Raw genomic sequence first — 19022 nt, 5'->3', positions numbered from 1 at the left:
CCTCGCAAGGGTTCGATGGCTTTCACGGCTCACTCCGGCTGCAACCGGGTGGGCCGTTTCTCTTTCTGGGCATCTGGTCATGGCTTGCCCCTTAGGCGGCGGCTTCTTTCTCGCGGGCTTCGATGAAATCCCGCAGCGCGCGGGTCGAAACCATGCGCCGCCGGCCGACCTTGAACGTGCTGATCTGGCCGAGGGTAATGGCGCGATAGATGGCGTTTCGATTCAGGCCCGTTACCGCGCAGGCCTCGTCCACCGTGTAGCTGAGGCGCTCGGCGGCGGGTTGTGTCGTCTGATGGGTCATCGCGGGGTTTTCCTACGTGTAGTCGCGGAGTGCCACTACGGTAGGTGCATCCTGCCAGTGCCACTATTTCAGTGTCAACCCCTTTGACTCTGTTTCAGTGGCATAATTTCCGCATGACTCAGCCCGACCCCATTAAGAGCCAGCTCCGCATCCCAGCCTCCCTTCACCAAAGACTGGTGGAGGCGACGGCTGAGACGGGACGGTCAATGAACGCCGAAATCGTGCACAGGCTCGAGGGCAGCTTTGCTGAGGCGATGGACTCAGACGCTCTCCTGAAGAGCAATCTGGTCATTTTTCAGCTCGCTGCGGAGCTGACTCGGTACAACCCGAACGCTCTGGACATAGTGAGCGGCATGATTACCCGGCTCTTTGACGACGCTGCGGTCAAAGCACGCGTCCATGCCCTGGCCGACGGCGGTGACGAGATTGCGTCAATGGCGCGCGACATGGCCTTCAAGAGGCTTCCCGGCATCCTTGCGGAAGTCGTGGACAAGATGAACTCGATTGACGACGACGAGCCCGCAAAACCCTGATTTCGTAGCAAAACTCAAATTTGAGTTCTGCTACAGGAACTGGACCTGTGCCAGCTTGTCGCGCGCTGCGCCCTGCACCAGGTGGCCGTAGTGCTTCTCGATCATCGCCAGCGACGTGCCGGCGAGCTTGGCCACCGTCAGCAGGTCCATGCCGCCCACGATGGCGTCGGTGATCCAGCAGTGGCGCAGCGTGTAGAGCGTCACGCCAGCAGGTAGCCCAGCGCGCGCTGCGGCATCCCGAACAAGCTCGCTCCAGTCGGTGGGCGTCCACACTTTTTTCCCGTCCTGGGTGAACAGGTGCGCCTTGGGCAGCTTCCCCTTGGCCAAGCGGTCGAACAGCGCAGTGGCAGCGGGGGAGAGCGGAATCTTACGGTCGTGGTCCTTGCTGCGGAACCTCACGCTGGCAGTGCGGCCGTCATAGTCAGAGCGCAGGCACAGCGACGGGTCCCCCGGCCTGCAGCCCGTCAGGGCCACGCACTCGATCACATCGCGCACCGGCCCCTCAGCTGCCTCCAGCAGCGCGCGGCGCTGCTCCCGCTCCAGGTACAGCCCCCGGCGCTGCCCGGCGTCCTTGAGTGGCTTCACGGCGTTCCACTCGAATGCAAGATCAGGGGACACCTTGCGGCGGGCCACGGCGTGGTTCAGCGCGGCTACCAGCGTCGTGCGAATGCGGTTGATGCTGGACCGCGCCAAGGGCTTCGGCACCGGTGGACGGCCGCGCTTCACCGGCAGCGGCGGGAGGTCGCCTTTCTCCACGCGGTCGCGCCATGCCTCAATGTGATCCTGGTGGAGATCCTTGAGGCGCACCTTACCCAGCTTGTCGGCGTAGAGGCAGCGCTCAAATCGGCGTTTGGCGTCATCCGATGCGGTCTTGCGTCCATCCTTCTCCAGCGCGGTCACGTAGTCGCGGCAGGCATCGGCCACCGTGAGTTCGCTCTTGGGCGTTACCACGGCCTTCGGGGCGCCGTGCTTGTCGATCTCTGCGGAGAGGCGGCGGGCGGCCTCACGGGCGCCCTCCAGCGTCGTAGCGGGGTAGTTGGCGAAGGCCTTCTCCTGGCCTCGCCCCCACACCATCGCCCACGACTTTGCTCCAGTGGCGGACACACGCAGCACCAGGCCGGGAACCGTCGCATCGCGCAGGCGATAGGCTCTGCCTGTGGCCTTCGCTGCGTCTACGGTTTTCCGTGTCAGCGCCTCTCTCGTTACCTTCGGCATCACCCTGCTCCTGCAAGTCTCCTGCAAAAAGCAGTGTGCGGCCAAATTCATCGGGACGCAATGACACGGTAAATCAAGGGTTTTCAGGCAAGATCGTTGTGCCGCAAGGGCCTATTCCATCCTTCACACGGCAAGGGTCACAGGTTCGATCCCTGTACCGCCCACCATGTTGCAGAACGAAAGAAGCCTCCAGAAATGGGGGCTTTTTTGTTGCCTGACCATCAGCGCGGCTTTCCGGCATCGTTGGAAGCGCGACTCACCGGCTCCCTCAACCGCGCGAAGCGCTCGGGGGACGCACTTCACCGATGCGGGCACAGGATTCCATCCATGCGCTGTTCCGTGGTTCACGGCCGGCGTACTCTCGAGGCAGTGCCGTGCCCCCATTCCCTGGAGTGCCACCATGCCGCTCGCCCGCATCGATCTTCGCAAAGGTAAATCCGCCGACTACCTGCAACGTGTCGGCGAAGCCATCTACCAGGCCATGCGCGCGGTGGGCGTGCCGGAGAACGACCGCTTCCAGATCTTCCAGCAGCACGACGCCGGCACGCTGATCTACGACCCCGGCTATCTGGGGGTGGACCGCACCGACGATTTCATCTGCATCCAGATCACCTGGAACGAAGGGCGTACGCTGGAGCAGAAGAAGGCGTTGTACGCCGGCATCGCCGATGGACTGCACGCGGCGGTGGGCATCCGCCGCGAGGATGTGTTCATCAATCTTGTTGAAGTAAAGAAGGAGAACTGGTCGTTCGGCAATGGCGTGGCGCAGTACGTGAGTTGATGCGCGGAAAGCACCACGCATGGCGTGAATCTACACTTCGCTGCCGACCTGTTCGCCTTCGCTGGCCGGGGCATTGCTGGCCGCTTTCACTGCGTCGGCGCTGTTGGGTTGTTCGCATTCGATGCGGGTGATAAAGCCCTCGCTGCCGATGCTGTGCTCGGCACGCTTGACCAGCCACTGGCCATCCACGCCCTCGCGGAACCCCTGCATCACCACGGTGGCTTCGGCCATCAGTGTTTCGCGGCCGGGCAGGGTGTAGCTGAGCGTCCGCGTCTGCCGTGCCTGTTCGCGATGCTTGGCGCGCGCCGCCGCTTCTGCGCTCTCCCGGTCGGCATAGGCCATGCGCAGGCGCATGATCGGTTCACCGCTGCCGACCTTCACTTCCTGGCGCTTGGCACTGCGCACGTCGCGGTAGTACGCAATGGTGGTACCGGCATCTTCGCGTGCGGCAAGGCTTACCCGGTAGTCGCTGCCATCGGCCGGGGTGAGGGTGACATCGGGAATGCGCTCGCCGCTGGCGCTGGTGGATTCGCCCCGCTTCACGAACACCAGGCGCCCGCCTCCGGGCTTGGCGATGGCATCGTGCTGTTTGGCCAGGCGCAGCAGCAGGTTCATGTCCGACTCCTGCGACTGCACCGTCAGCGGCAGCACGATGGACGCCAGCGATGCGCTCACCGCTGCGTTCAGCCCATGCTCGCCGGCCATGCGTCGCACCATGTCGCCGATCGTGGTGCCCTTCTTCCAGGTGCGTGTCTTCTGCGTCTGCAGGTCGCTCTTGCCCCCCTTGCTGGTCTCGAACGGTGCCGCCCGGGCGCGCAGCGTCATGCTGCCGGGAAAGCCGGAGATCTCCACCTCGTCGCAGATGTACAGGCCTACGCGCCGCACTTCGCCGTCATAGCCGATGAAGGCCTCCAGTTCCGCGCCAACCGGTGGCAGCTGGATCGGATCGGACGGATCGTGGTCGGCCAGCTGCAGTTCCAGCGTGTCGGACGTGTTGCCGGTCTCGTCGGTGATGCGCAGCGACTTGAAGCGCGCCATGATCTTGTCGGTGATGTCCTGGCTGTTGGCCACCACGCGGAAGGCCGGTGTGATGTTCAATCCCACAGGGCGACTCCCTTGCGCTCGCTGGCCGGGCGCTGCACCTCCGGCAGGGTGATCGCTACGCCGGCAGGCAGTACCGGGCCGCGTGCGGCCAGGCCCGGGTTGGCATCGAACACCGCGCGCAGGATGGCCGGTGACTGCTCGCCATAATGCGCGTACGCGATACGGTCTACGACGTCGCCGTCGCGGGTGCTATACGTTCGTGCCATTGCTGTGCTTCCGCAGTGAAAGGGTGAATTCCTGTTTCAGGATCGCGCTGTCGGCGGTGAACTCGCTGGCGGTGGCATCGATCTTCTCGATGACCCACAGGCCCAGGTTGCCGCCTTTGCCGGTCAGCAGTCGATGAGGCGTGCCCTGCGCGGCCAGCTTGCGCAGCTGTGAGAGCTCGTTGCCGGCGCCGCGGAACTGGTAGTAGATGACGCCCGGCAGGGTCATGCTGGCTGAGCCCGGTCCGGTGTACTGCAGGGCCGCCATCTGGCCGATGCGGTCCTGCGCCTGCCAGCGATACTCGTTGGATTGCTGGATCTCCCGGAAGACCGCGGTGTTGAGGCTGAACTTGAAGCCGCCCAGCATCAGCAGGACCGGGGCGTTGCCGGAGTCATTGGCTTTGAACTGCGACAGCAGCTTGTCCACAGTGCCGGTTACGAATTCGCGTTTCATGCTCAGTTCCTGTCTGCCAGACCACCACGGGCGGCAACCGCGTTGCGACGCTGCAGCTCGTCTGCAGTGCGGCGTGCCACCGATTCGCTGGATTCACCGGGTTGCTGGTGGATGGTGATGTTGTTGGTCTGTTGCTGCTGCACGGTGGTCGGTGCGCGCATCGTGGGCGAGGGCATGTCCGGCGCACGGCGTCCCTGCGCGCCGCTCAGCTCGGCCATGCGGCGGTTCAGGCCATCGTTGTCGTTGGTGCCGACCGCGTACGCCACGCGCGCCAAGTCGCCGATGCCACCACCGCCGCGCGCCTTCATGCCGCTGTAGATGTTGGCGGCGCCCACTGCGGTCTGCAGCCCGCCCTCGGCGACCTCCAGCGCTTTGTCGTTGGCAGCCCCTACGCCACCACCAAGCTTGTCCATGAACCAGCCGACGCCTTCGATGACTGGCTTGAGCTTTTCCAGGATGCGGTCGAACGCTGCGGTCGCCTTCTGGCTGATCGACTCCCAGATGTTGCCAAGGGTCTCGCTGATGAAGCCGGCGACGGTGCCGAGCATCTCGCCCAGCCACACCACCGCCCCCACCACGCCGCCGATGACCTGGATCACCAGCCGGAAGTTGGTCAGCAGTGCCTCACCCACCAGCGAGCCGATCTGGGCGACGCGTGACAATTCATTGCCGGTGTACTGCGCCGGTTCCAGCATCTTCGACAGCCAGTCCCAGGCCTGGCCGATCAGCCCGCTCATGACTTCCCAGGCGGGGCGCAGTGGTTCAAACGCGCGCATCAGTTCACCCATCGCTGCGGTGCCTGCACCGCTCAGGCCTTCCCAGACGCCGCCCAGGAATGCCTTGATCGGTTCCCAGTACTTGCGCACCAGCAGGGCGCCGGCGGTGATGGCGGCGACGGCAACGGCGATGGGGCCACCGCCGATGGCACCAATGGCAGTTGCGACGATGCGGAAACCCGATGCCAGGCGCATGGCCATCGGCCCGAAGCGCCCCAGCTGTGCCAGCAGGCTGCCGCCACGGAACAGCTGGAAGGCCTTCTGCACGCCCAGGATCGGGCCCTGCAGGAAAGTCCAGGCATAGCGAGCGCCGAGTACCGCCGCGCGCATGCCCAGCATGCCGACCACGATCTGCGTGGTGTTGGCGATCAGCTTCGGGTTTTCCTGTACGAACGAGGTAACCCCGTTCAACAGCTCGGTCAGCTTGACCGCGGCCTCGCCCACCGCGGGCAGCAGTGCCGTACCGAAGGCCTTGGACAGGTTGTCCACGGCGATCTTGGCACCTTCGATCTTCTGCGGATCGGTCTGCATCGCGTCGGCATAGGCCGCATCGGTGGTACCCGCCGATCCATTCAAGGCCTTGTCGCGGACACGGATGTAGGTGTCCCAGTTCTCGATCATGGGCTGGACGAAGTTCTTCGCCTGTGCATCGCTGAACAGGGTGCCGATCTTCTTCTGGTCGCCCGCAGTCGCCTGGATGATCCCCTGCATCGCAGCATCGAAGGGATTGCCGCCGCTGGTCTGTGCATCGCCGATGATCTTGCGCAGATCCAGGTTCAGGCTCTTCTTGGCCTTCTCCTGAATGTCCGGCGAGAGCACCTCGGACATGAAACTCTTCATGTTGCTGGCGGCCTTGTCGGCGCCACCTGCCGAGTCCAGCGTGGCTTCCAGTGCCGCACCCAGCGTAGCCGCCGCCGATGTGCCCTGCAGCTTCATCGCCTCGAACGAGGAACCCAGCACCGGCAGCACCTGGGCCATGTCCTTCAGGCCCAGGCTGCCCTGCTGGCTGTTCACCACCAGCACGTCCAGCGCGTTCTGCATGCGCGAGGGATCGATATCGAACGACTGCTGCAGGGCGGCCGCAGCTTGGGCCACATCATCGATGCTGGCACCGGTGACGGTGGTGGTCCGCCCGACAGCACCGAGGCTGGCCTGGGCCGACTGTGCGTCCATGCCGGCCGCGACCATCAGCTTGATCGACCGCTGCAGATCGTCGGCGCCCTGGTTGGTTGCACGCGATTGCTGCAGGATCGCCTGGCCGAGCGCACTCACCTGCGCGCGGCTGAGGTTGGCTGCCACGCCGATCTGCTGGTTCTGGCGGGCGAAGCCGGAGGCGTTCTCGACCGGCTTGGCCAGTGCGGTGACGGCGGTGCCGAGTGTGCCGCGCGCTGCCTTGAACGAGGCGCCGAGTTTCTCGCGCTTCTCCAGGTTGGCGGTGCGCTTGGCTTCGACACGCTCCAGCGCTTCCTGTGAGGCGCGCAGCGCATCGGCCTGCGCGCGCATGCGGGTGTATGCGGTGCCCGACTTCTTCATCGCGGCGAGCTTGAGCTCCAGCTTGCCGGCTTCATCGCCGAGGCGCTTCACGCCATCATTGGCGAAGGACAATGCGTCCTTCAGCGACTTGGACACCTCACCGCCGATCGTGATCGTTGTCGTTTGAACGTTACTGGCCATGTACCGGCAATCCCTGAATCCACCAGATGAACTTCGACACCCGCAGTGTCATGATTTCGCGCAGGCCCCAGCCGGTATGACCGGCCAGGGCGAGCACTCCCTGCCTGATCTGTGGCAGGGTCAGGTGGTAAAAAGCGCGACGCCTGCCTGCAGTCGTGCGTAGTCGCGCAACGGCATCTTGCGCACGTCGTCCGGCGAGATCTCGCACAGGTTGGCGATCATCCGCACCTCACGCTGGGCGTCGCTGCCCTTGTCGTCCTGGTAGCGCTCCATGTCTTCCACGGTCGGCTCGCGCATGCGCAGCACGGCGGTTTCCATGCCATTGACCTGGCGCGGACGGGTGAGGGTGATCTCGGCAAAGCCATCGCGCTCGATGACGGTGTCGGTGGGGGTCTTGGTCTTGCTGGACATGGATGCGTTCCTGGAATGCGATGCGGTGCGATGGATGCGGGGGCGCGAGGCGCCCCCGGGTTCTTCGGTGCGGCGTGGGCTCAGATGCCCAGCGCGCCGCGGATGCCGGCCAGGACGTCGACGCCACCCTGGCGGGCGATCATGTTGACCACGTCGATCTCCTGCACTACCTGGGCACCATGGGTCAGCTTGTAGTAGCTCAGCGCCAGGCTGACCTTGATCGTGCCCTTCTCGCCGACCTTGGTTTCGCCACGGTCCAGCAGCTTCACCTTGCCGCGCATGTTGTGCACGACCTGGGTCACTTCGCCGTCGTCGCCTTCCAGCGCCTCGCGGGCGGTGAAGCCGTATTCCTTGCTTTCGATGACGTGGAACTTGCTCATGATCTCCGCGTCGTCGGAGGCGAACTCGACATCGGCGGTCAGCTTTTCATGGCCGAGCACGATCTCGGTCGGGGCGAGCATGCCGCCGGCTTGGAAGTCCTCGGTCTTCAGCGACAGCTTGGGGGCGGTGAAGGACATCACGCTGCCGGCATAACCCTTGCCGTCGACGTAGAAGTTGAAGTTTTTACGGATCTTGCGCGCCATGCTTAGAAGATCTCCGAGACGTAGTTGTTGTTCATGTGCATGCGGAAGGTCAGCTGCTCACCCGGGTAGGTCGGAGTGAAGTCGAAGTCCCAGTAGAAGCGGCCCTGGGCCACGCTGTCCGCTGCGTTCAGTTCCGGGTCGATCCAGCAGTTGCCGCCGAGGATCGCGCCCTGGGTCTTCAGGCCGCGCAGGAAGGCATTGACGCCCTCGCGCACGTCATCGACGTAGGTCTTGCTGATGCCGCGGTCGACGGCCCACAGGTGGGCGGCTTCCAGGCTGTCGGCGATGATGTCGGCGGTGCGCACCACGCACAGGAACTGCCACTTCGGATCGATGCTGGTGGTGCGGTTGCCCCACAGGCGGAAGCCCCCTTCGCGGATGACCGTGGCCACGTTGGCCTGGTTCAGCAGGTTGGCGCGGCTGGTGGCATCGGACAGGCCGAAGTCGATCGCACGCGCGGTACCGACCACGCCGTTGAGTTCCAGGTTCGACGGCGACGCCCACCAGCCGCGCTCGTTGTCGCTGCGGGCGATGGCACCGGCCACGGCACCGGAGGCATGGCGGGTGACGATGGCATCACCGGACTGCACCAGCAGCGCGGGGTCGACCACGTAGACGCGCTTGGAGCCGGTCAGGGCGGCGGTGGACTTGGCAGCGTCGTCGTTGCTGTTCGGGCCATCCTTGATGATCACTGCGCGCAGCTTGTCGGCAATGCCGAGCAGTTCCGCTACGACCGGGTTGGCCAGCACGGCCTCCGGCTTGGCCGGATCGGCCGGGTGCACATGGGTGAAGCCGGGTGCGACCAGGATGCGCGGCTTGACGCCGACGATGGACTTGGCGGCCAGCAGCGCATGCACGCCTTCGTAGGCGCCGGTCTGGGCGTTCACGCCGCCCAGCACGTTGGCCAGGGTGGCGCTTTCATTGGCGCCCTTCTCGACGCGGACGACGACGACGACGGCACTGGACTGGTCGAAGATCGTGTCGAGCGCACCGGGCAGGGTGCCGGCATCGGTGCCGGTGGTCGCCGACAGCTTGGCGGCCTGCGACGGCGAGGTCACCAGTACGGGCGTGTTGATGGGGAACGCTTCGGTGTCGGCCAGCGGTGCGGTGCCGACGATGCCGATCACGCTGCTGGAGGCGATGGCAATCGATCGGGCACCGGTATCGATGTTGACGACCTGTACGCCATGGAGAAATTCGGTCATTCGGGGTTCTTCCTCGGTGTGGGTGTGTGCCGGCTTGTGCAGGCGACGGGGTAATGTTCGGAGAATGTGGCGGTCGCGATAATTGCAGCGGTGGCCCGATGTGCAATCAGTACCAGCCCGAAACGGCGACGTTGGCGTATACGGTTGAAACCTGAGCGGGGCTACCGGAACGACGGAGATGAACGGCTATCTCAACCGTGATGCTCTCGTACATGGAAGATGCCGCAGGAATGCTGATGGATACGGTTGCCGAGCGCGATGTCGCAAGTGAGGAGAATGACGGTGCGCTTGTGCTGAACGAAGCAGCACCTGTGTTGCTGGCCGTGAACTGCACTTCGTACTGGCTGGGGTTTGCACCGGCCGGTGCCCAGCGACCGGAATCCACCTGGGCGGTGGCATCGTTGCCACCGCCGTAACTGTTGCTGTGGACGGTGAAGTTGCCGTCGGACAGCAGGCTGATCTGCACCGACGCCGTGACATCGCCGAATGAGTTTGTTTTGGCGCCATTGCCGGCTGAGTAGTCCTTGCCATGGAAGGGCGGCCGGTAGCTTGCGGTGCCCCGGGCCGCCCACAGGTTGGACACGTCCATTCCGTTGATGCGATGGCCTACGTCGGCACGCTTGCTGCCGTACTGGATGTGGGCATAGCGGCGGCTCAGGTCGCCGCCGCCGATACGGCGGCCCGAATCCTGCGCCAGTGGACCTTCAACGTACGGATCGAACAGGTCGTCAAAGTCGACACCGGAAGAGCGATATCCGCTGGGCATGTCAGCGCTCCGCTTTCAGTGCGCGCACTTCGGCGGCCAGTTCCTGGATGGCCTTGGCCATGACCGGCAGCAGCTGGTCGAGCTTGACCGATGCCACGCGCTCACCCTGGAACTCGACGCCTTCCAGGTCGACCGCTTCCGGCACCAGTTCGGCCAGCTGCTCGGCGACGAAGAACAGGCGGCGACGACCGTCGTCGTTGTACTCGGGCTTGTAGTGGCCGGCTGCCAGTTCCATCTGTTCGACAGCTGCCAGGCCATAGGGAAGTGCGCCTTCGATGTTTTTCAGCTTGCGTGAAGAGCCAGTATCGAAGCCGCCGGCCGTCCAGAGAGCCCCCGCGGCATTCAGTTGCAGTCGATCCACTTGCGCAGTGGACGACCAGATCCGGAACACGTTGTCCGTGTTGTAGATGTGGAACTCTTGATTCGCGTTCCCACGGTCCTTGATGATGAATGCGGCATTGCCACCTGCGGAAGTGACGCCGCCGACGAATGTGTTCTCCCGGTACTGGACATTGCTGAAGCTCGCGCGCTGCGTCGGAGTTCCTCCATTGAAGTCGTAGGAGTAAAGCGAAAGTGTGGCGTCGCTCTCCATGGCTGTCGCCCATCGGGTCACGTTGTTGCCCCAGCCGAACCGTTGGTGCACGACCTGGGTGCTGCCTTGACCCACATACATGTTCAGCGTGCCGTTCATGATGTCGCCGGCTTTGTTGATCTTCCCGCCGGGATCGAAGTTGCCGCTGGTCCAGATGTTCCCGCCTGCGCTGAGCGTTGCGCTATAGGCACCCTCCACATTGCGGAAGGTGAAGGAGGAACCTGACTTGAAAATGTAGCTGTCACCGGTGCCGAAGTAGATGACACCATCGGTCAGCGTGCTGCCCCAGCCGGACAGGCGCAGTGAGTTGTTGGAGATGGAAACCGCGCCGGTGAACGTCCCGCCACTCTTGTCCATCTTCGCTTCAGGCGCGAAGTTCCCGGCATGCCACATCGCCGAGCCGTTCCAGCGCGGCGTGTCGCCATGCTTGATGGTGATTTCGCTGCTGGCACTGCGGTCCGCGCTCCATACGCGCCACAGGCTGGAATTTGCCCAGCCGCCAATGAAGGACTGCTCGGCACCGGCGGCACCGAAGCCCAGCAACGGATACGTGCCGCTGATGAACTGCTGGTCGGTGAACGTGTTGCCGCTCCTGGACGCCTTGCCATCCAGTGCCGACTGCAGCCCGGTCACATCGGCAATCACATGCTTGTGGCCCACGGTGGCGAAGTCACCGGCCAGGGCGAACTCGGAGGCGTGCTTGCCGTCCAGGGTGTCGGCGTCCAGGCCGTTGCCATGCCCGGTGTCCTTCAGTGCGGCGCTCTTCAGTTCCAGCGCAGTGCGCGCCGCCGCGGTGTTCGCCGCAGACAGCAGTGTCTTCGCCAGCGCGGTCGGGGCGCTGGCGCCGAAGCGCTTGTCGGTGTAAGCACGCATGCCACGCGGAGTCACCACGCGCTGGGTGTCGGTCGCATCTTCGGCTTCGGTGCTGGTGGCCAGCTCGACCACGCCGACGACCTCGGTGGTGGCCGGTGGATAGAGGAAGCCGGCATCACCGAACTGGATCTGCGTCGTGTCGATCCCGCTGAAGCGTGTGTCGGTGGCCAGCAGCAGCATCGATGCGGCCGACTTCTCCATGATCGGATCGGCCTGGCCGTAGCTGGCGAACAGCGTACCGTCAGCCAGGTACAGGCCGAAGCCGCGCAGCGTGTAGGAGGTGGCGCTGTCATCGCGGATGGTGACGTGCACGGTGTCATCGCCCACGGCCTGGCCGCCGAAGGTGGCGACGCGCTTGATCTCGCCGGGCAGTGCAGTGAGCCCCGCCGACGGCACGAAGGCGGTCGAGGTCAGGCCGATCTGGGTGATCAGCACGGCGTTGGTGCCGGTGTTCGGCGGATTGACCAGCTTGGCGAAGCCGGCATCGGTGATTTTCAAGCGCATGCGGGGGTTACTCTCCGATCAGTTGAAGGCGGCGGAAGGCCGTGGCGTGGGCGGCTGCAAGTGCGCCGATGGCGGCGTCGGCCTGCATGCCCTGGGTAAAGGTGAAATGCGAGCGCACCGGCTTGGTCCGGGTGATTTCGCCGATGACGTCCTCGACGAACATCGCCGTGGCGGACTGGCCATCCTGGTTGGCGATGGTCATCACCGCTTCGAAGGTGTGCGGCGCGCCCTTGGGCTGCAGCTGCCACCACTCGCGGATCAGCACCGATCCACCGAAGGCGGCCACCACGTCGCGCACGCTGCCGGCGGTGCCCTTGCGTCGCTGGATGGCGATGGCCGTACGCACCCGGGCGCGCTTCACGGCCTCGGGCCAGTAGGCCTTCCATTCGTCCACCGACAGCGCCCAGGCCAGCCAGGGCAGCAGTGCGGTCGGACAGCGATCGGCATCCCACAGCGCGGTGATGTCCACCGGCAACGGACGTGCGACGATGGCGCGGGCAAGCGCGCGCTCGGCGTGGGTGGCGTTGGCGGGAAGCAGGTTCGCCGCCGAGGGCACCACCACCTGGGCGTCACCATCGATGACCTCGCCGGGCGCCGGTGCAGCGGCCAGGGTGACCCTGCTGCCCTCGATGACGCTGCCCTGCAACGGCTGCCGCCCCCGTGCATCGGTGCGGTACACCGCCTGCAGGCTCGCCAGCGCGCCGCCGGGGTGGCGGAAGGTGCGGTTGCGGCCATCGATCGCGCCGCGCAGGCGCGCGTTGATCAGGCGCGTGCTCGGCTCATTCATCGGTGCCGCCGTGGGTCAGGGTCACGCCGGTGCAGTGCGTGGCCTGGGTTCGGTCCACCACCACATCTGCAGCCGGATGGACGATCTCCACGCGCTGCACGCCCTCGGCATGCAATGCGGCGAACAACCCCGAACGGGTGACATCGCGGCCGAGACGATGTGACTCGCTGATGTAGCGGTCCAGGCGGGTGCGCGCTTCGGCAAGCACGACCTGCGAATCCGGGCCGGCAAAGGTGAACAGCGTGGCGTCGACCGAGTAGGTGACGATCGTGGCCGGCTTCACCAGCACGTGGTCGGTCAGCGGTCGCACGTCATCGGCGCTCAGCTTCGCCTCGACGATGTCCAGCAGCCCCTGGGTGGCGGTTCCATCCGCTTCGCGCGACAGCACCGAGACCACCACTTCGCCGGGGGCGGGACTGGTCGCACTGGCGTCGAGCACGCGCGGGTCCGCGCTCAGCGCATGGAATACATAGGCACCTTCCGGCCCCGCCACGCTGAACCCTTCCGGGCCCAGCTGGATGCGGCGGCGGAAGTCCTCATCGCTCTCATATCGCGGTGGAATGCCTTCCTGCGGCCTGCCCGGGTCGAGCACCTGGCGGGCGACGCCGAAGATCGCGGCGAGGTGGTCGAGGTCGCTGCCACCGGCATAGGCCAGCATCACGCCACGCGCGGCGTCGTTGACACGCTGGCGATCAAGCAGGCGCAGGTAGGTGCAGACCTCCAGGATCTTGAAGGCCGGGTCCGACGGCAGCAGCGCGTCGAAGGTGGGATCCAGGGCCTGCAGTGCGGTCAGCGATTCATCGAACATGGCTTCGAAATCGAGCACTTCGATGACCGCCGGTGCAGGCAGCTGGGACAGATTGACACTGGTGAACGAGCCGGATGCCACGGTTAGCGAACCTCGATTCCTTCGATGGTGATGGCCTCGCCGTCCGGCAGGTGGATCCCGGTCACTGCCAGGATCATCACGCCGGGGGCGGGGAGGGAGACGTCGACGTTCTCGACGTGGAGACGCGGTTCCCATCGCGCCAGCGCGTCGACGGTGGCCGCGATCAGGTCCATGCGCAGCGAGCGGTTGGTCGGCGCATCGATCAGTTCGAATACGCGTGAACCGTATTCGCGGCGCAGTACGCGGGAGCCAAGAGGCGTGGTGAGAATGTCACGCACGGACTGGTGGAGATGGGCGAGCCCATCCAGTGATTTGCCGGTGTTGGCGTCGATTCCTCGCATGGCCTCTATCGTCGTGGAGTGCGGGTTTTCAGGGCATTGCAGGCGTGGCCGCTCAGGGCTGCGCGGGCGTGGTGGGTGCGGTCGGACCCTGTGCGGTGTGCGTGTGTGCCTTCAGGCCGATGGCACCGGCCTTGACTTCGCCCGGTGTGCTGATGTCCTTGCCGGCGCTGATCGCGCCGCTGACATCCAGATCGCCGGTCGCCTTGATCGAGGGTGTATCGAGCACGATCGATTCGCTGGCGATCACCTGTGCATTCGCGCAGGTGACGATGACCTTGCCGCTGCCGACATGGACGTTGAGCGTGGTGGTTTCCTGGTCGTACTCGACGCTGCTGCCGTCGGCGAACGCGGTGCGCTGCCGCAGGCGCGAGTCGGCCGGCGGCGGAAAGCGGTCCTGGTACAGGCTGCCGAGTACCAGCGCCTGGCCCGGGTCGCCATAGGGGCACGCCAGTACGACCTGCTCGCCGGGTTCGGGTGCGCACCAGGTGCGTACGCCCGGTCCCGCGCCGCGTTCCAGCCAGGGAATCCAGTCGGTAAGCATGCCGTCGGCATCGACGCGAACGCGCCCGTTCGCCTCGTCCAGTTCGCGCACCACGCCGATCATCAGCAGGTTGCCGATCAGCCGCGCGTGTTCGGCGCTCATCGTGCGCGCTCCGGCAACGGCTGGTAGCGGGACTCATGGGCGCGGCCGATCTCCGGCGCGAAGCTGTAGGACGCCTGCGGCACCACGCCACCGGCGTCGTCCCACGGGTTGTCGCCCAGCGCGACCGGCAGTGACCACTCGACGATCCAAGTGCGCAGGCCCGGCTGTGCCGCCGCGGGGTCTTCCGGCAATGCTGCAATCACATCGATCGCACCGCTGGCAACGCCGGGGAAGCGGCCGAGCTGGTGCAGCCAGGTCGCCAGGGCGAGGGCCGCGTTGCGCAGCTGCAGCGTTGTGGTTGCATCGGTTGCCGGCAGCGCAATGCGCGCTTCGAAGCGCAGCGTGGCCTGCAGCAGGCCACTGCCATCATTGTTGTCCCTGCTGCGGTCACAGCGGGTCATCGCCAGCAGGCAGGCCGGCAGGGGCATCCCCTCAGCGTTGGCGTCGCGATGGAACTCGACGCTTGCAAACCCCGGAAAGCGTGCGCGGATAGCGGCTTCGATCGCGGCAATCAGCGGATCGAGCGTGGGAGGGAAGGAATCGTTCGCCATGTCAGCTCATGCAGGGAAGGGAAGAAGGGCGTGGCCCGTGCGGCGCGCGCGGTCTGCAGCCAGTGTTGCCATCACCGCAGTGGGGTGGCATTGCAGGCGTGGCCGTATCCGGCAGGCTCAGTGCGTGGGAGTGGCACTGCTGCCGCAGTCGGCGGGTGCTGCCGGCACGGCGCCATTGATGGTGATGCCGCGCTGGCTGCCGAGGCTGCACAGCAGCGCACTCAGCTGGTCGGCCAGCGCGTGGTACTGCTGTGCGACCGCAACGTGATTGCGCAGCAGCGCGTCATCGCTGGCTGCGTGCAGGTCCGGCAGGCGGGGTGGGGGAAGCAGCTGGGCAGGTGCGATGCTGAGGTCAGCGCGGCAGGGCGTGGCCGGCGTTGGCCTCGCGCCAGATGCGCACGAACTCAGCGTCAGCGTCGCCGCGATCACGACCAGGAGTCTTGGCATGGGTCTCGATGTCCCGTTGCAGGGTGTTGAACTGTTCGGTGTGCCGGGCCTGGTGGGCCAGGCGCTGTGATTCGGCCTGCGCGCCTGCGGCGCTGTTGGCGAGGGCCTGCTGGTTCGCGCGCTGGACTGCATCGGTGCGGGCCTCCTGCTGCGCTGCCCGGGTGGTGGCAACGGCAAGGTCCGCAGTGCGGTCGCGCAGGGTCCATCCCAGCCAGGCGCAGCTCGCGTGGCTGCCGGCAAGGACCAGCAACCCGATGCCCAACCTCAGTGCCGCGGGCGTCACTGCAGGGCTCCGCCGGCGGCACGGTACGCCGCGCGCAGTGTTTCCAGCGCGTGCTCCTTCTGGCCGTAGCCGGCGCCCGGCAGCGATGCCCAGATGCGCCGGGCCGCAGTGACGGCGGCATCGAAGCGGCCCAGCCGGATCAGCTCGTAGGCACCGCATTGCTTGAGCAGCGCCACGGCCGCGCGGTCCTGCGAAACCGGCCCGAAGTCAGGCAGACCCAGTCGCGCGCGCAGGTCATCCCAGGTGCTGCGCAGGAACTGGTAGCGGCCGGCGGCGCTGGATTTGATGCCGTAGCGCGGCAGCGACACCAGCACGCGGGGATGGTCGCGGTAGTCGGTGAACAGCTGGCCACCGACGATGACGTCGTAGCCGCGGTCACGCGAACGCTGGCTGGGTATATCGGTGCCTTCGGACACCGCCAGCATGTCCAGGAACGCAGCAACGTTGGTGCCACCGAGGGCGCTGGCTGCAGCGGCGGTCATGCGGCGGCCCCCGGCTGCTTGCGCACCAGGGCCAGCAGGGCGTCTATCTGTACGCTCTGCTGGGCGATCTGTGCACGCAGGGCGCTGACTTCACCGCGCAGCTGCCCGATCTCCTGGGCCATTGCCTCGCGCTCGTGCATCAGCCCATCAGCGCGTGTACGTTCGGCCGCGAGCTGTTCCTGCAGGGTGCGCAGGGTGTTGCTGGTGGCTTCATCGGCGGTGCGGTCGACCTTGGCCGACGACAACCACTGGCGCAGCCACAGCGACACCGCGATCAGCACGCCCGAGGTCCCGCCCAGGTACTTGGCCCAATCCGGCACGCCGGCCAGCAGGTCGCTCTCGTTCATGCGCGTGCGTATCCCTTGAGCAGGGCCGGGTGGACAGCCGGTGGCAACGCGGTGCGCGCACCGCGCAGGGCGCGCTTGATGGTGGTCTGTGAGACGCCGAACTCACGCGCAACATGGTCGCGTGGCATGCCGCTGGCGACCGCGCGGGCAATCTGCTCGCGGCGTTCGTGCGCGCCGGCAGCGAAGCAGGATGCCAGGAACAACAGTTCGCCGCCGAAGTGCGCGACCAGCCGCTGGGCGACGTCGTGGCCAAGGATGTCGATCAGCCGGTGCTGGTCGGGCAGGGTGGAGGGGACGTAGACAATGACGCGGTGACGGCCGGTGGTGCTGGAGGTGGTCGGCGGCCAGGCACGCACCAGCGTGAGGGCTGCGGATTCGCCGATGACCTCGGCCAGGGTCTGGATGCTGTCGGGCAGGGCGTTCATGGAGGATGTCTTCAGTGGCATTGATCTCCACTGTTGCCATCCCGCCTGTCCAGTCAACACCTTTCATCTACTTTTATATCGGTGCGCTGAAGACGTTCAGTCGTGCGTGAGGAGGGGGGAGGAGCACGACATGCCTGCTTGCAGTGAGCCGAATCCGCTTGCTCTGGCCGCTGGTGTTTTCCTGCACATCCGTACTCGTTGTCCTCACCTGGCAGGAACAGAGGCAGATCAAGGGGATGGGGCAGGTACAGGGTGAGGACGGCCACCTGCCACACAGCCTCATGCGCCGTGTACTGGCCGGAAACGAAAAAGCCCCGGACGATCCCGGGGCTTCAGGACTGCAGGGGGCGCTGGATCAAAGATCGAACACCAGGTTGCCGCCGGTCTTGCGGGGGATGTACCCGGCGTCGCGCAGCCAGCGTGCCGCGTTGACCTGGTCCATGCGCTTGACCGGGAAGCGGTTGGCGAACATCAGGAAGCGCGCCACGGTGATCGACTCGCCCTTGCCCTTCAGGGCCGCAAGGGTTTCGACGAACCATGGCGCGGGCGGCTGCTGGCTGCCCGGGCGGGCCACGGTACGCGCCTGCTGGGCGCTGCCTGCGCCCGCCCGGGCAGTGGCCAGCGTGCACAGCGAGATGAAGATCGCATCCAGGCTCACGATGTCCTTGCTGCCCTTGGGCTGGGACTTGAACAACTCGATGGCCTTCAGGCGCGTCGACGTGAACTGTTCGACCTCCATGGCGTTTCCTCTTTGCGAAATGGGTTGGGGATGCAGGGTGACGACAGGTGTCGTCGGTGATGGGGGATGACCTTACATCATTTTCGCCGATGATGGGTCGGGGCCTGCGCTGGGTTCGGGGGATGGACCGGATGGCGGGCCGGCATTCCGGATCAGATCACACCGCGCGAACGCAGCTGGTCCAGCGATCTGCGGACCAGATCGGCCGGGGTGCTGTCATTGTCGACTTCGATGTCGACCAGCTCATGCGGCAGCGGCTGCTCGCTGGCATGAGGGTCGCTGCTGCGATGGCCTGGGCGATTGACGCGGATCACGACACCACCACGACGCCGGATCGCGCGGGCCTCATTGGCGAAGCGGACGTCGGGTACCAGCCCGCCCTCGGGCAGGCGTGCGAACAGCGAGCGTACCCACAGCTCGGGATGGACGCGGTCACGCCCCCACTCGGTACCGGCGGTCTGCATCAGGTGGCGCGGGGTGAGTTCGGCCAGCCAGTCGATGGCGTCCTCCTTGCGGCTGTCCAGTTCGTGCAGGGAGAGCCCGAGGAGGGTGGCGACCAATTGCCGCAGCGGGCCCGCGAAGCTGTCGCATGGCAGTGACAACGCCGACGCCAGTCCATTGGCGAGTGTGTCCTTGCCCGAGCGCTTGCTGCCGGCGATGCCGATGTAGAGCGGCACACGAGAGCGTGGCGCCGGCCGCAGGGCAACGCTGCCCAGTCCAGGGCCGGCACGGAACGCGGCCAGTGTGTCGGCAATCAGGCGATGACCGCTGTCGAGGGAGGCGGGAATCATGCGGAATCTACTCCTGGAGAAATGCGGCAGGTGCCGGAGGATCAGGAATCGCGACCGACGACGCTGCGGGCGCGGAGGATGCGCTGGGTGATGCGCCCTCCCCGGGCCGCTGCGGCGATCGGGTCAAAGCACAACATGGCGGTGCGGGTACGCCGGCCGGCAGCAAGGTGGTCGCGGATGGTCCGCTCGGACAGCACCGGTACCCGCTGGTGGATCTGCTGCACGGTCAGCTGCTCACCTTCGAAGGCATGCAGTCGGGGACGGGACATGGCGGAAGCGCTCCTGGAAGGTGGCGGGCCGATACCTGCATCTTGCCCCTGT

At 65.8% G+C, this 19022-nt stretch carries 25 protein-coding genes; 2 read left to right on the top strand and 23 right to left on the bottom strand.

The features are described from left to right. Positions 1-91 precede the first annotated feature (91 nt). Positions 92-301, bottom strand: a complete 210-nt coding sequence (locus AC5P6S_RS10590; protein WP_262093197.1) for a helix-turn-helix domain-containing protein — start codon at positions 299-301, stop codon at positions 92-94. A gap of 113 nt (positions 302-414) precedes the next feature. Between AC5P6S_RS10590 and AC5P6S_RS10585 the strand changes: the two genes are divergently transcribed. Continuing rightward, positions 415-834 carry an Arc family DNA-binding protein gene (locus AC5P6S_RS10585; protein WP_458220176.1) on the top strand — a complete coding sequence of 140 codons (420 nt, stop codon included), beginning with the start codon at positions 415-417 and terminating at the stop codon, positions 832-834. 30 nt (positions 835-864) lie between these two features. Here the strand turns inward: AC5P6S_RS10585 and AC5P6S_RS10580 are convergent, their stop codons facing one another. Continuing rightward, positions 865-2049, bottom strand: coding sequence for a site-specific integrase (locus AC5P6S_RS10580; RefSeq protein WP_458220175.1), 1185 nt, complete (start codon positions 2047-2049; stop codon positions 865-867). A gap of 400 nt (positions 2050-2449) precedes the next feature. Between AC5P6S_RS10580 and AC5P6S_RS10575 the strand changes: the two genes are divergently transcribed. Next, on the top strand, positions 2450-2830 hold the full coding sequence (locus AC5P6S_RS10575; protein WP_005408320.1) for a tautomerase family protein: 381 nt from the start codon (positions 2450-2452) through the stop codon (positions 2828-2830). A gap of 30 nt (positions 2831-2860) precedes the next feature. On the opposite strand, the gene AC5P6S_RS10570 is transcribed toward AC5P6S_RS10575, so the two are convergent. The 21 genes from AC5P6S_RS10570 to AC5P6S_RS10470 all read right to left on the bottom strand — a co-directional run bounded on the left by AC5P6S_RS10570 (position 2861) and on the right by AC5P6S_RS10470 (position 18970). Beyond that, a complete protein-coding gene (locus tag AC5P6S_RS10570) occupies positions 2861-3934 on the bottom strand; it encodes a phage late control D family protein (RefSeq protein ID WP_049397149.1) in 1074 nt (357 codons plus the stop codon). Then, positions 3925-4140 carry a tail protein X gene (locus AC5P6S_RS10565; RefSeq protein ID WP_005408322.1) on the bottom strand — a complete coding sequence of 72 codons (216 nt, stop codon included), beginning with the start codon at positions 4138-4140 and terminating at the stop codon, positions 3925-3927. The genes AC5P6S_RS10570 and AC5P6S_RS10565 overlap by 10 nt, the downstream gene beginning before the upstream one ends. Beyond that, entirely contained in the window at positions 4124-4591 is a 468-nt protein-coding gene (locus tag AC5P6S_RS10560) for a phage tail protein (protein WP_005408323.1), read from the bottom strand. Before AC5P6S_RS10560 ends, AC5P6S_RS10565 begins: the two co-directional genes overlap by 17 nt. 2 nt (positions 4592-4593) lie before the next feature. Beyond that, entirely contained in the window at positions 4594-7041 is a 2448-nt protein-coding gene (locus AC5P6S_RS10555) for a phage tail tape measure protein (RefSeq protein WP_495204597.1), read from the bottom strand. 120 nt (positions 7042-7161) lie between these two features. Next, entirely contained in the window at positions 7162-7452 is a 291-nt protein-coding gene (locus AC5P6S_RS10550; RefSeq protein ID WP_005412456.1) for a phage tail assembly protein, read from the bottom strand. An 80-nt stretch (positions 7453-7532) separates the two neighbouring features. Next, on the bottom strand, positions 7533-8036 hold the full coding sequence (locus tag AC5P6S_RS10545) for a phage major tail tube protein (RefSeq protein ID WP_005412457.1): 504 nt from the start codon (positions 8034-8036) through the stop codon (positions 7533-7535). Between the two features lie 2 nt (positions 8037-8038). Next, the gene (locus AC5P6S_RS10540) at positions 8039-9241 is read right to left on the bottom strand and encodes a phage tail sheath C-terminal domain-containing protein (protein WP_024956112.1); all 1203 of its coding nucleotides are present in this window, start codon (positions 9239-9241) and stop codon (positions 8039-8041) included. 106 nt (positions 9242-9347) lie between these two features. Further along, positions 9348-10007, bottom strand: coding sequence for a hypothetical protein (locus AC5P6S_RS10535; protein WP_111173608.1), 660 nt, complete (start codon positions 10005-10007; stop codon positions 9348-9350). A 1-nt stretch (position 10008) separates the two neighbouring features. Beyond that, a complete protein-coding gene (locus AC5P6S_RS10530) occupies positions 10009-11976 on the bottom strand; it encodes a tail fiber domain-containing protein (protein WP_483723692.1) in 1968 nt (655 codons plus the stop codon). Between the two features lie 7 nt (positions 11977-11983). Then, the gene (locus tag AC5P6S_RS10525; protein WP_134948479.1) at positions 11984-12532 is read right to left on the bottom strand and encodes a phage tail protein I; all 549 of its coding nucleotides are present in this window, start codon (positions 12530-12532) and stop codon (positions 11984-11986) included. 223 nt (positions 12533-12755) lie between these two features. Next, entirely contained in the window at positions 12756-13652 is an 897-nt protein-coding gene (locus AC5P6S_RS10520; RefSeq protein WP_049459408.1) for a baseplate assembly protein, read from the bottom strand. Positions 13653-13654: 2 nt separating this feature from the next. Next, positions 13655-13993 (bottom strand): GPW/gp25 family protein, encoded by a 339-nt coding sequence (locus tag AC5P6S_RS10515; RefSeq protein WP_005408332.1) that lies wholly within the window; start codon positions 13991-13993, stop codon positions 13655-13657. Between the two features lie 52 nt (positions 13994-14045). Beyond that, positions 14046-14636 (bottom strand): phage baseplate assembly protein V, encoded by a 591-nt coding sequence (locus AC5P6S_RS10510; protein ID WP_495204596.1) that lies wholly within the window; start codon positions 14634-14636, stop codon positions 14046-14048. Further along, complete coding sequence (locus tag AC5P6S_RS10505; protein ID WP_099527123.1) at positions 14633-15187, bottom strand: hypothetical protein; 555 nt, start codon at positions 15185-15187, stop codon at positions 14633-14635. Before AC5P6S_RS10505 ends, AC5P6S_RS10510 begins: the two co-directional genes overlap by 4 nt. A 352-nt stretch (positions 15188-15539) precedes the next feature. Next, on the bottom strand, positions 15540-15917 hold the full coding sequence (locus AC5P6S_RS10500; protein ID WP_024956106.1) for a hypothetical protein: 378 nt from the start codon (positions 15915-15917) through the stop codon (positions 15540-15542). After that, the gene (locus AC5P6S_RS10495) at positions 15914-16399 is read right to left on the bottom strand and encodes a glycoside hydrolase family 24 protein (protein WP_049459412.1); all 486 of its coding nucleotides are present in this window, start codon (positions 16397-16399) and stop codon (positions 15914-15916) included. Before AC5P6S_RS10495 ends, AC5P6S_RS10500 begins: the two co-directional genes overlap by 4 nt. After that, on the bottom strand, positions 16396-16746 hold the full coding sequence (locus AC5P6S_RS10490) for a hypothetical protein (RefSeq protein WP_043033662.1): 351 nt from the start codon (positions 16744-16746) through the stop codon (positions 16396-16398). Before AC5P6S_RS10490 ends, AC5P6S_RS10495 begins: the two co-directional genes overlap by 4 nt. After that, entirely contained in the window at positions 16743-17171 is a 429-nt protein-coding gene (locus tag AC5P6S_RS10485) for a helix-turn-helix domain-containing protein (RefSeq protein ID WP_223846372.1), read from the bottom strand. Before AC5P6S_RS10485 ends, AC5P6S_RS10490 begins: the two co-directional genes overlap by 4 nt. Positions 17172-17526: 355 nt before the next feature. Then, on the bottom strand, positions 17527-17910 hold the full coding sequence (locus AC5P6S_RS10480) for a hypothetical protein (protein ID WP_060380095.1): 384 nt from the start codon (positions 17908-17910) through the stop codon (positions 17527-17529). 152 nt (positions 17911-18062) lie between these two features. Beyond that, positions 18063-18701 carry a deoxynucleotide monophosphate kinase family protein gene (locus AC5P6S_RS10475; protein ID WP_060380096.1) on the bottom strand — a complete coding sequence of 213 codons (639 nt, stop codon included), beginning with the start codon at positions 18699-18701 and terminating at the stop codon, positions 18063-18065. A gap of 41 nt (positions 18702-18742) precedes the next feature. Then, positions 18743-18970: a hypothetical protein gene (locus AC5P6S_RS10470; RefSeq protein WP_024956102.1), complete on the bottom strand. Its 228-nt coding sequence runs from the start codon at positions 18968-18970 to the stop codon at positions 18743-18745. Between the last annotated feature and the right edge of the window lie 52 nt (positions 18971-19022).

The organism is Stenotrophomonas sp. YJH_SMC_119, assembly GCF_059368315.1.
The sequence above is the reverse complement of the archived record's forward strand: the minus strand, read 5'-3'. Positions and strand labels throughout refer to the sequence as shown.

What these genes read in the sequence shown, in the direction of transcription:
- AC5P6S_RS10590 (WP_262093197.1), bottom strand. Translation starts at nt 301, where the DNA reads ATGACCCATCAGACGACACAACCCGCCGCCGAGCGCCTCAGCTACACG.
- AC5P6S_RS10585 (WP_458220176.1), top strand. Translation starts at nt 415, where the DNA reads ATGACTCAGCCCGACCCCATTAAGAGCCAGCTCCGCATCCCAGCCTCC.
- AC5P6S_RS10580 (WP_458220175.1), bottom strand. Translation starts at nt 2,049, where the DNA reads ATGCCGAAGGTAACGAGAGAGGCGCTGACACGGAAAACCGTAGACGCA.
- AC5P6S_RS10575 (WP_005408320.1), top strand. Translation starts at nt 2,450, where the DNA reads ATGCCGCTCGCCCGCATCGATCTTCGCAAAGGTAAATCCGCCGACTAC.
- AC5P6S_RS10565 (WP_005408322.1), bottom strand. Translation starts at nt 4,140, where the DNA reads ATGGCACGAACGTATAGCACCCGCGACGGCGACGTCGTAGACCGTATC.
- AC5P6S_RS10560 (WP_005408323.1), bottom strand. Translation starts at nt 4,591, where the DNA reads ATGAAACGCGAATTCGTAACCGGCACTGTGGACAAGCTGCTGTCGCAG.
- AC5P6S_RS10555 (WP_495204597.1), bottom strand. Translation starts at nt 7,041, where the DNA reads ATGGCCAGTAACGTTCAAACGACAACGATCACGATCGGCGGTGAGGTG.
- AC5P6S_RS10550 (WP_005412456.1), bottom strand. Translation starts at nt 7,452, where the DNA reads ATGTCCAGCAAGACCAAGACCCCCACCGACACCGTCATCGAGCGCGAT.
- AC5P6S_RS10545 (WP_005412457.1), bottom strand. Translation starts at nt 8,036, where the DNA reads ATGGCGCGCAAGATCCGTAAAAACTTCAACTTCTACGTCGACGGCAAG.
- AC5P6S_RS10540 (WP_024956112.1), bottom strand. Translation starts at nt 9,241, where the DNA reads ATGACCGAATTTCTCCATGGCGTACAGGTCGTCAACATCGATACCGGT.
- AC5P6S_RS10535 (WP_111173608.1), bottom strand. Translation starts at nt 10,007, where the DNA reads ATGCCCAGCGGATATCGCTCTTCCGGTGTCGACTTTGACGACCTGTTC.
- AC5P6S_RS10530 (WP_483723692.1), bottom strand. Translation starts at nt 11,976, where the DNA reads ATGCGCTTGAAAATCACCGATGCCGGCTTCGCCAAGCTGGTCAATCCG.
- AC5P6S_RS10515 (WP_005408332.1), bottom strand. Translation starts at nt 13,993, where the DNA reads ATGCGAGGAATCGACGCCAACACCGGCAAATCACTGGATGGGCTCGCC.
- AC5P6S_RS10510 (WP_495204596.1), bottom strand. Translation starts at nt 14,636, where the DNA reads ATGAGCGCCGAACACGCGCGGCTGATCGGCAACCTGCTGATGATCGGC.
- AC5P6S_RS10505 (WP_099527123.1), bottom strand. Translation starts at nt 15,187, where the DNA reads ATGGCGAACGATTCCTTCCCTCCCACGCTCGATCCGCTGATTGCCGCG.
- AC5P6S_RS10495 (WP_049459412.1), bottom strand. Translation starts at nt 16,399, where the DNA reads ATGACCGCCGCTGCAGCCAGCGCCCTCGGTGGCACCAACGTTGCTGCG.
- AC5P6S_RS10490 (WP_043033662.1), bottom strand. Translation starts at nt 16,746, where the DNA reads ATGAACGAGAGCGACCTGCTGGCCGGCGTGCCGGATTGGGCCAAGTAC.
- AC5P6S_RS10485 (WP_223846372.1), bottom strand. Translation starts at nt 17,171, where the DNA reads ATGAACGCCCTGCCCGACAGCATCCAGACCCTGGCCGAGGTCATCGGC.
- AC5P6S_RS10480 (WP_060380095.1), bottom strand. Translation starts at nt 17,910, where the DNA reads ATGGAGGTCGAACAGTTCACGTCGACGCGCCTGAAGGCCATCGAGTTG.
- AC5P6S_RS10475 (WP_060380096.1), bottom strand. Translation starts at nt 18,701, where the DNA reads ATGATTCCCGCCTCCCTCGACAGCGGTCATCGCCTGATTGCCGACACA.
- AC5P6S_RS10470 (WP_024956102.1), bottom strand. Translation starts at nt 18,970, where the DNA reads ATGTCCCGTCCCCGACTGCATGCCTTCGAAGGTGAGCAGCTGACCGTG.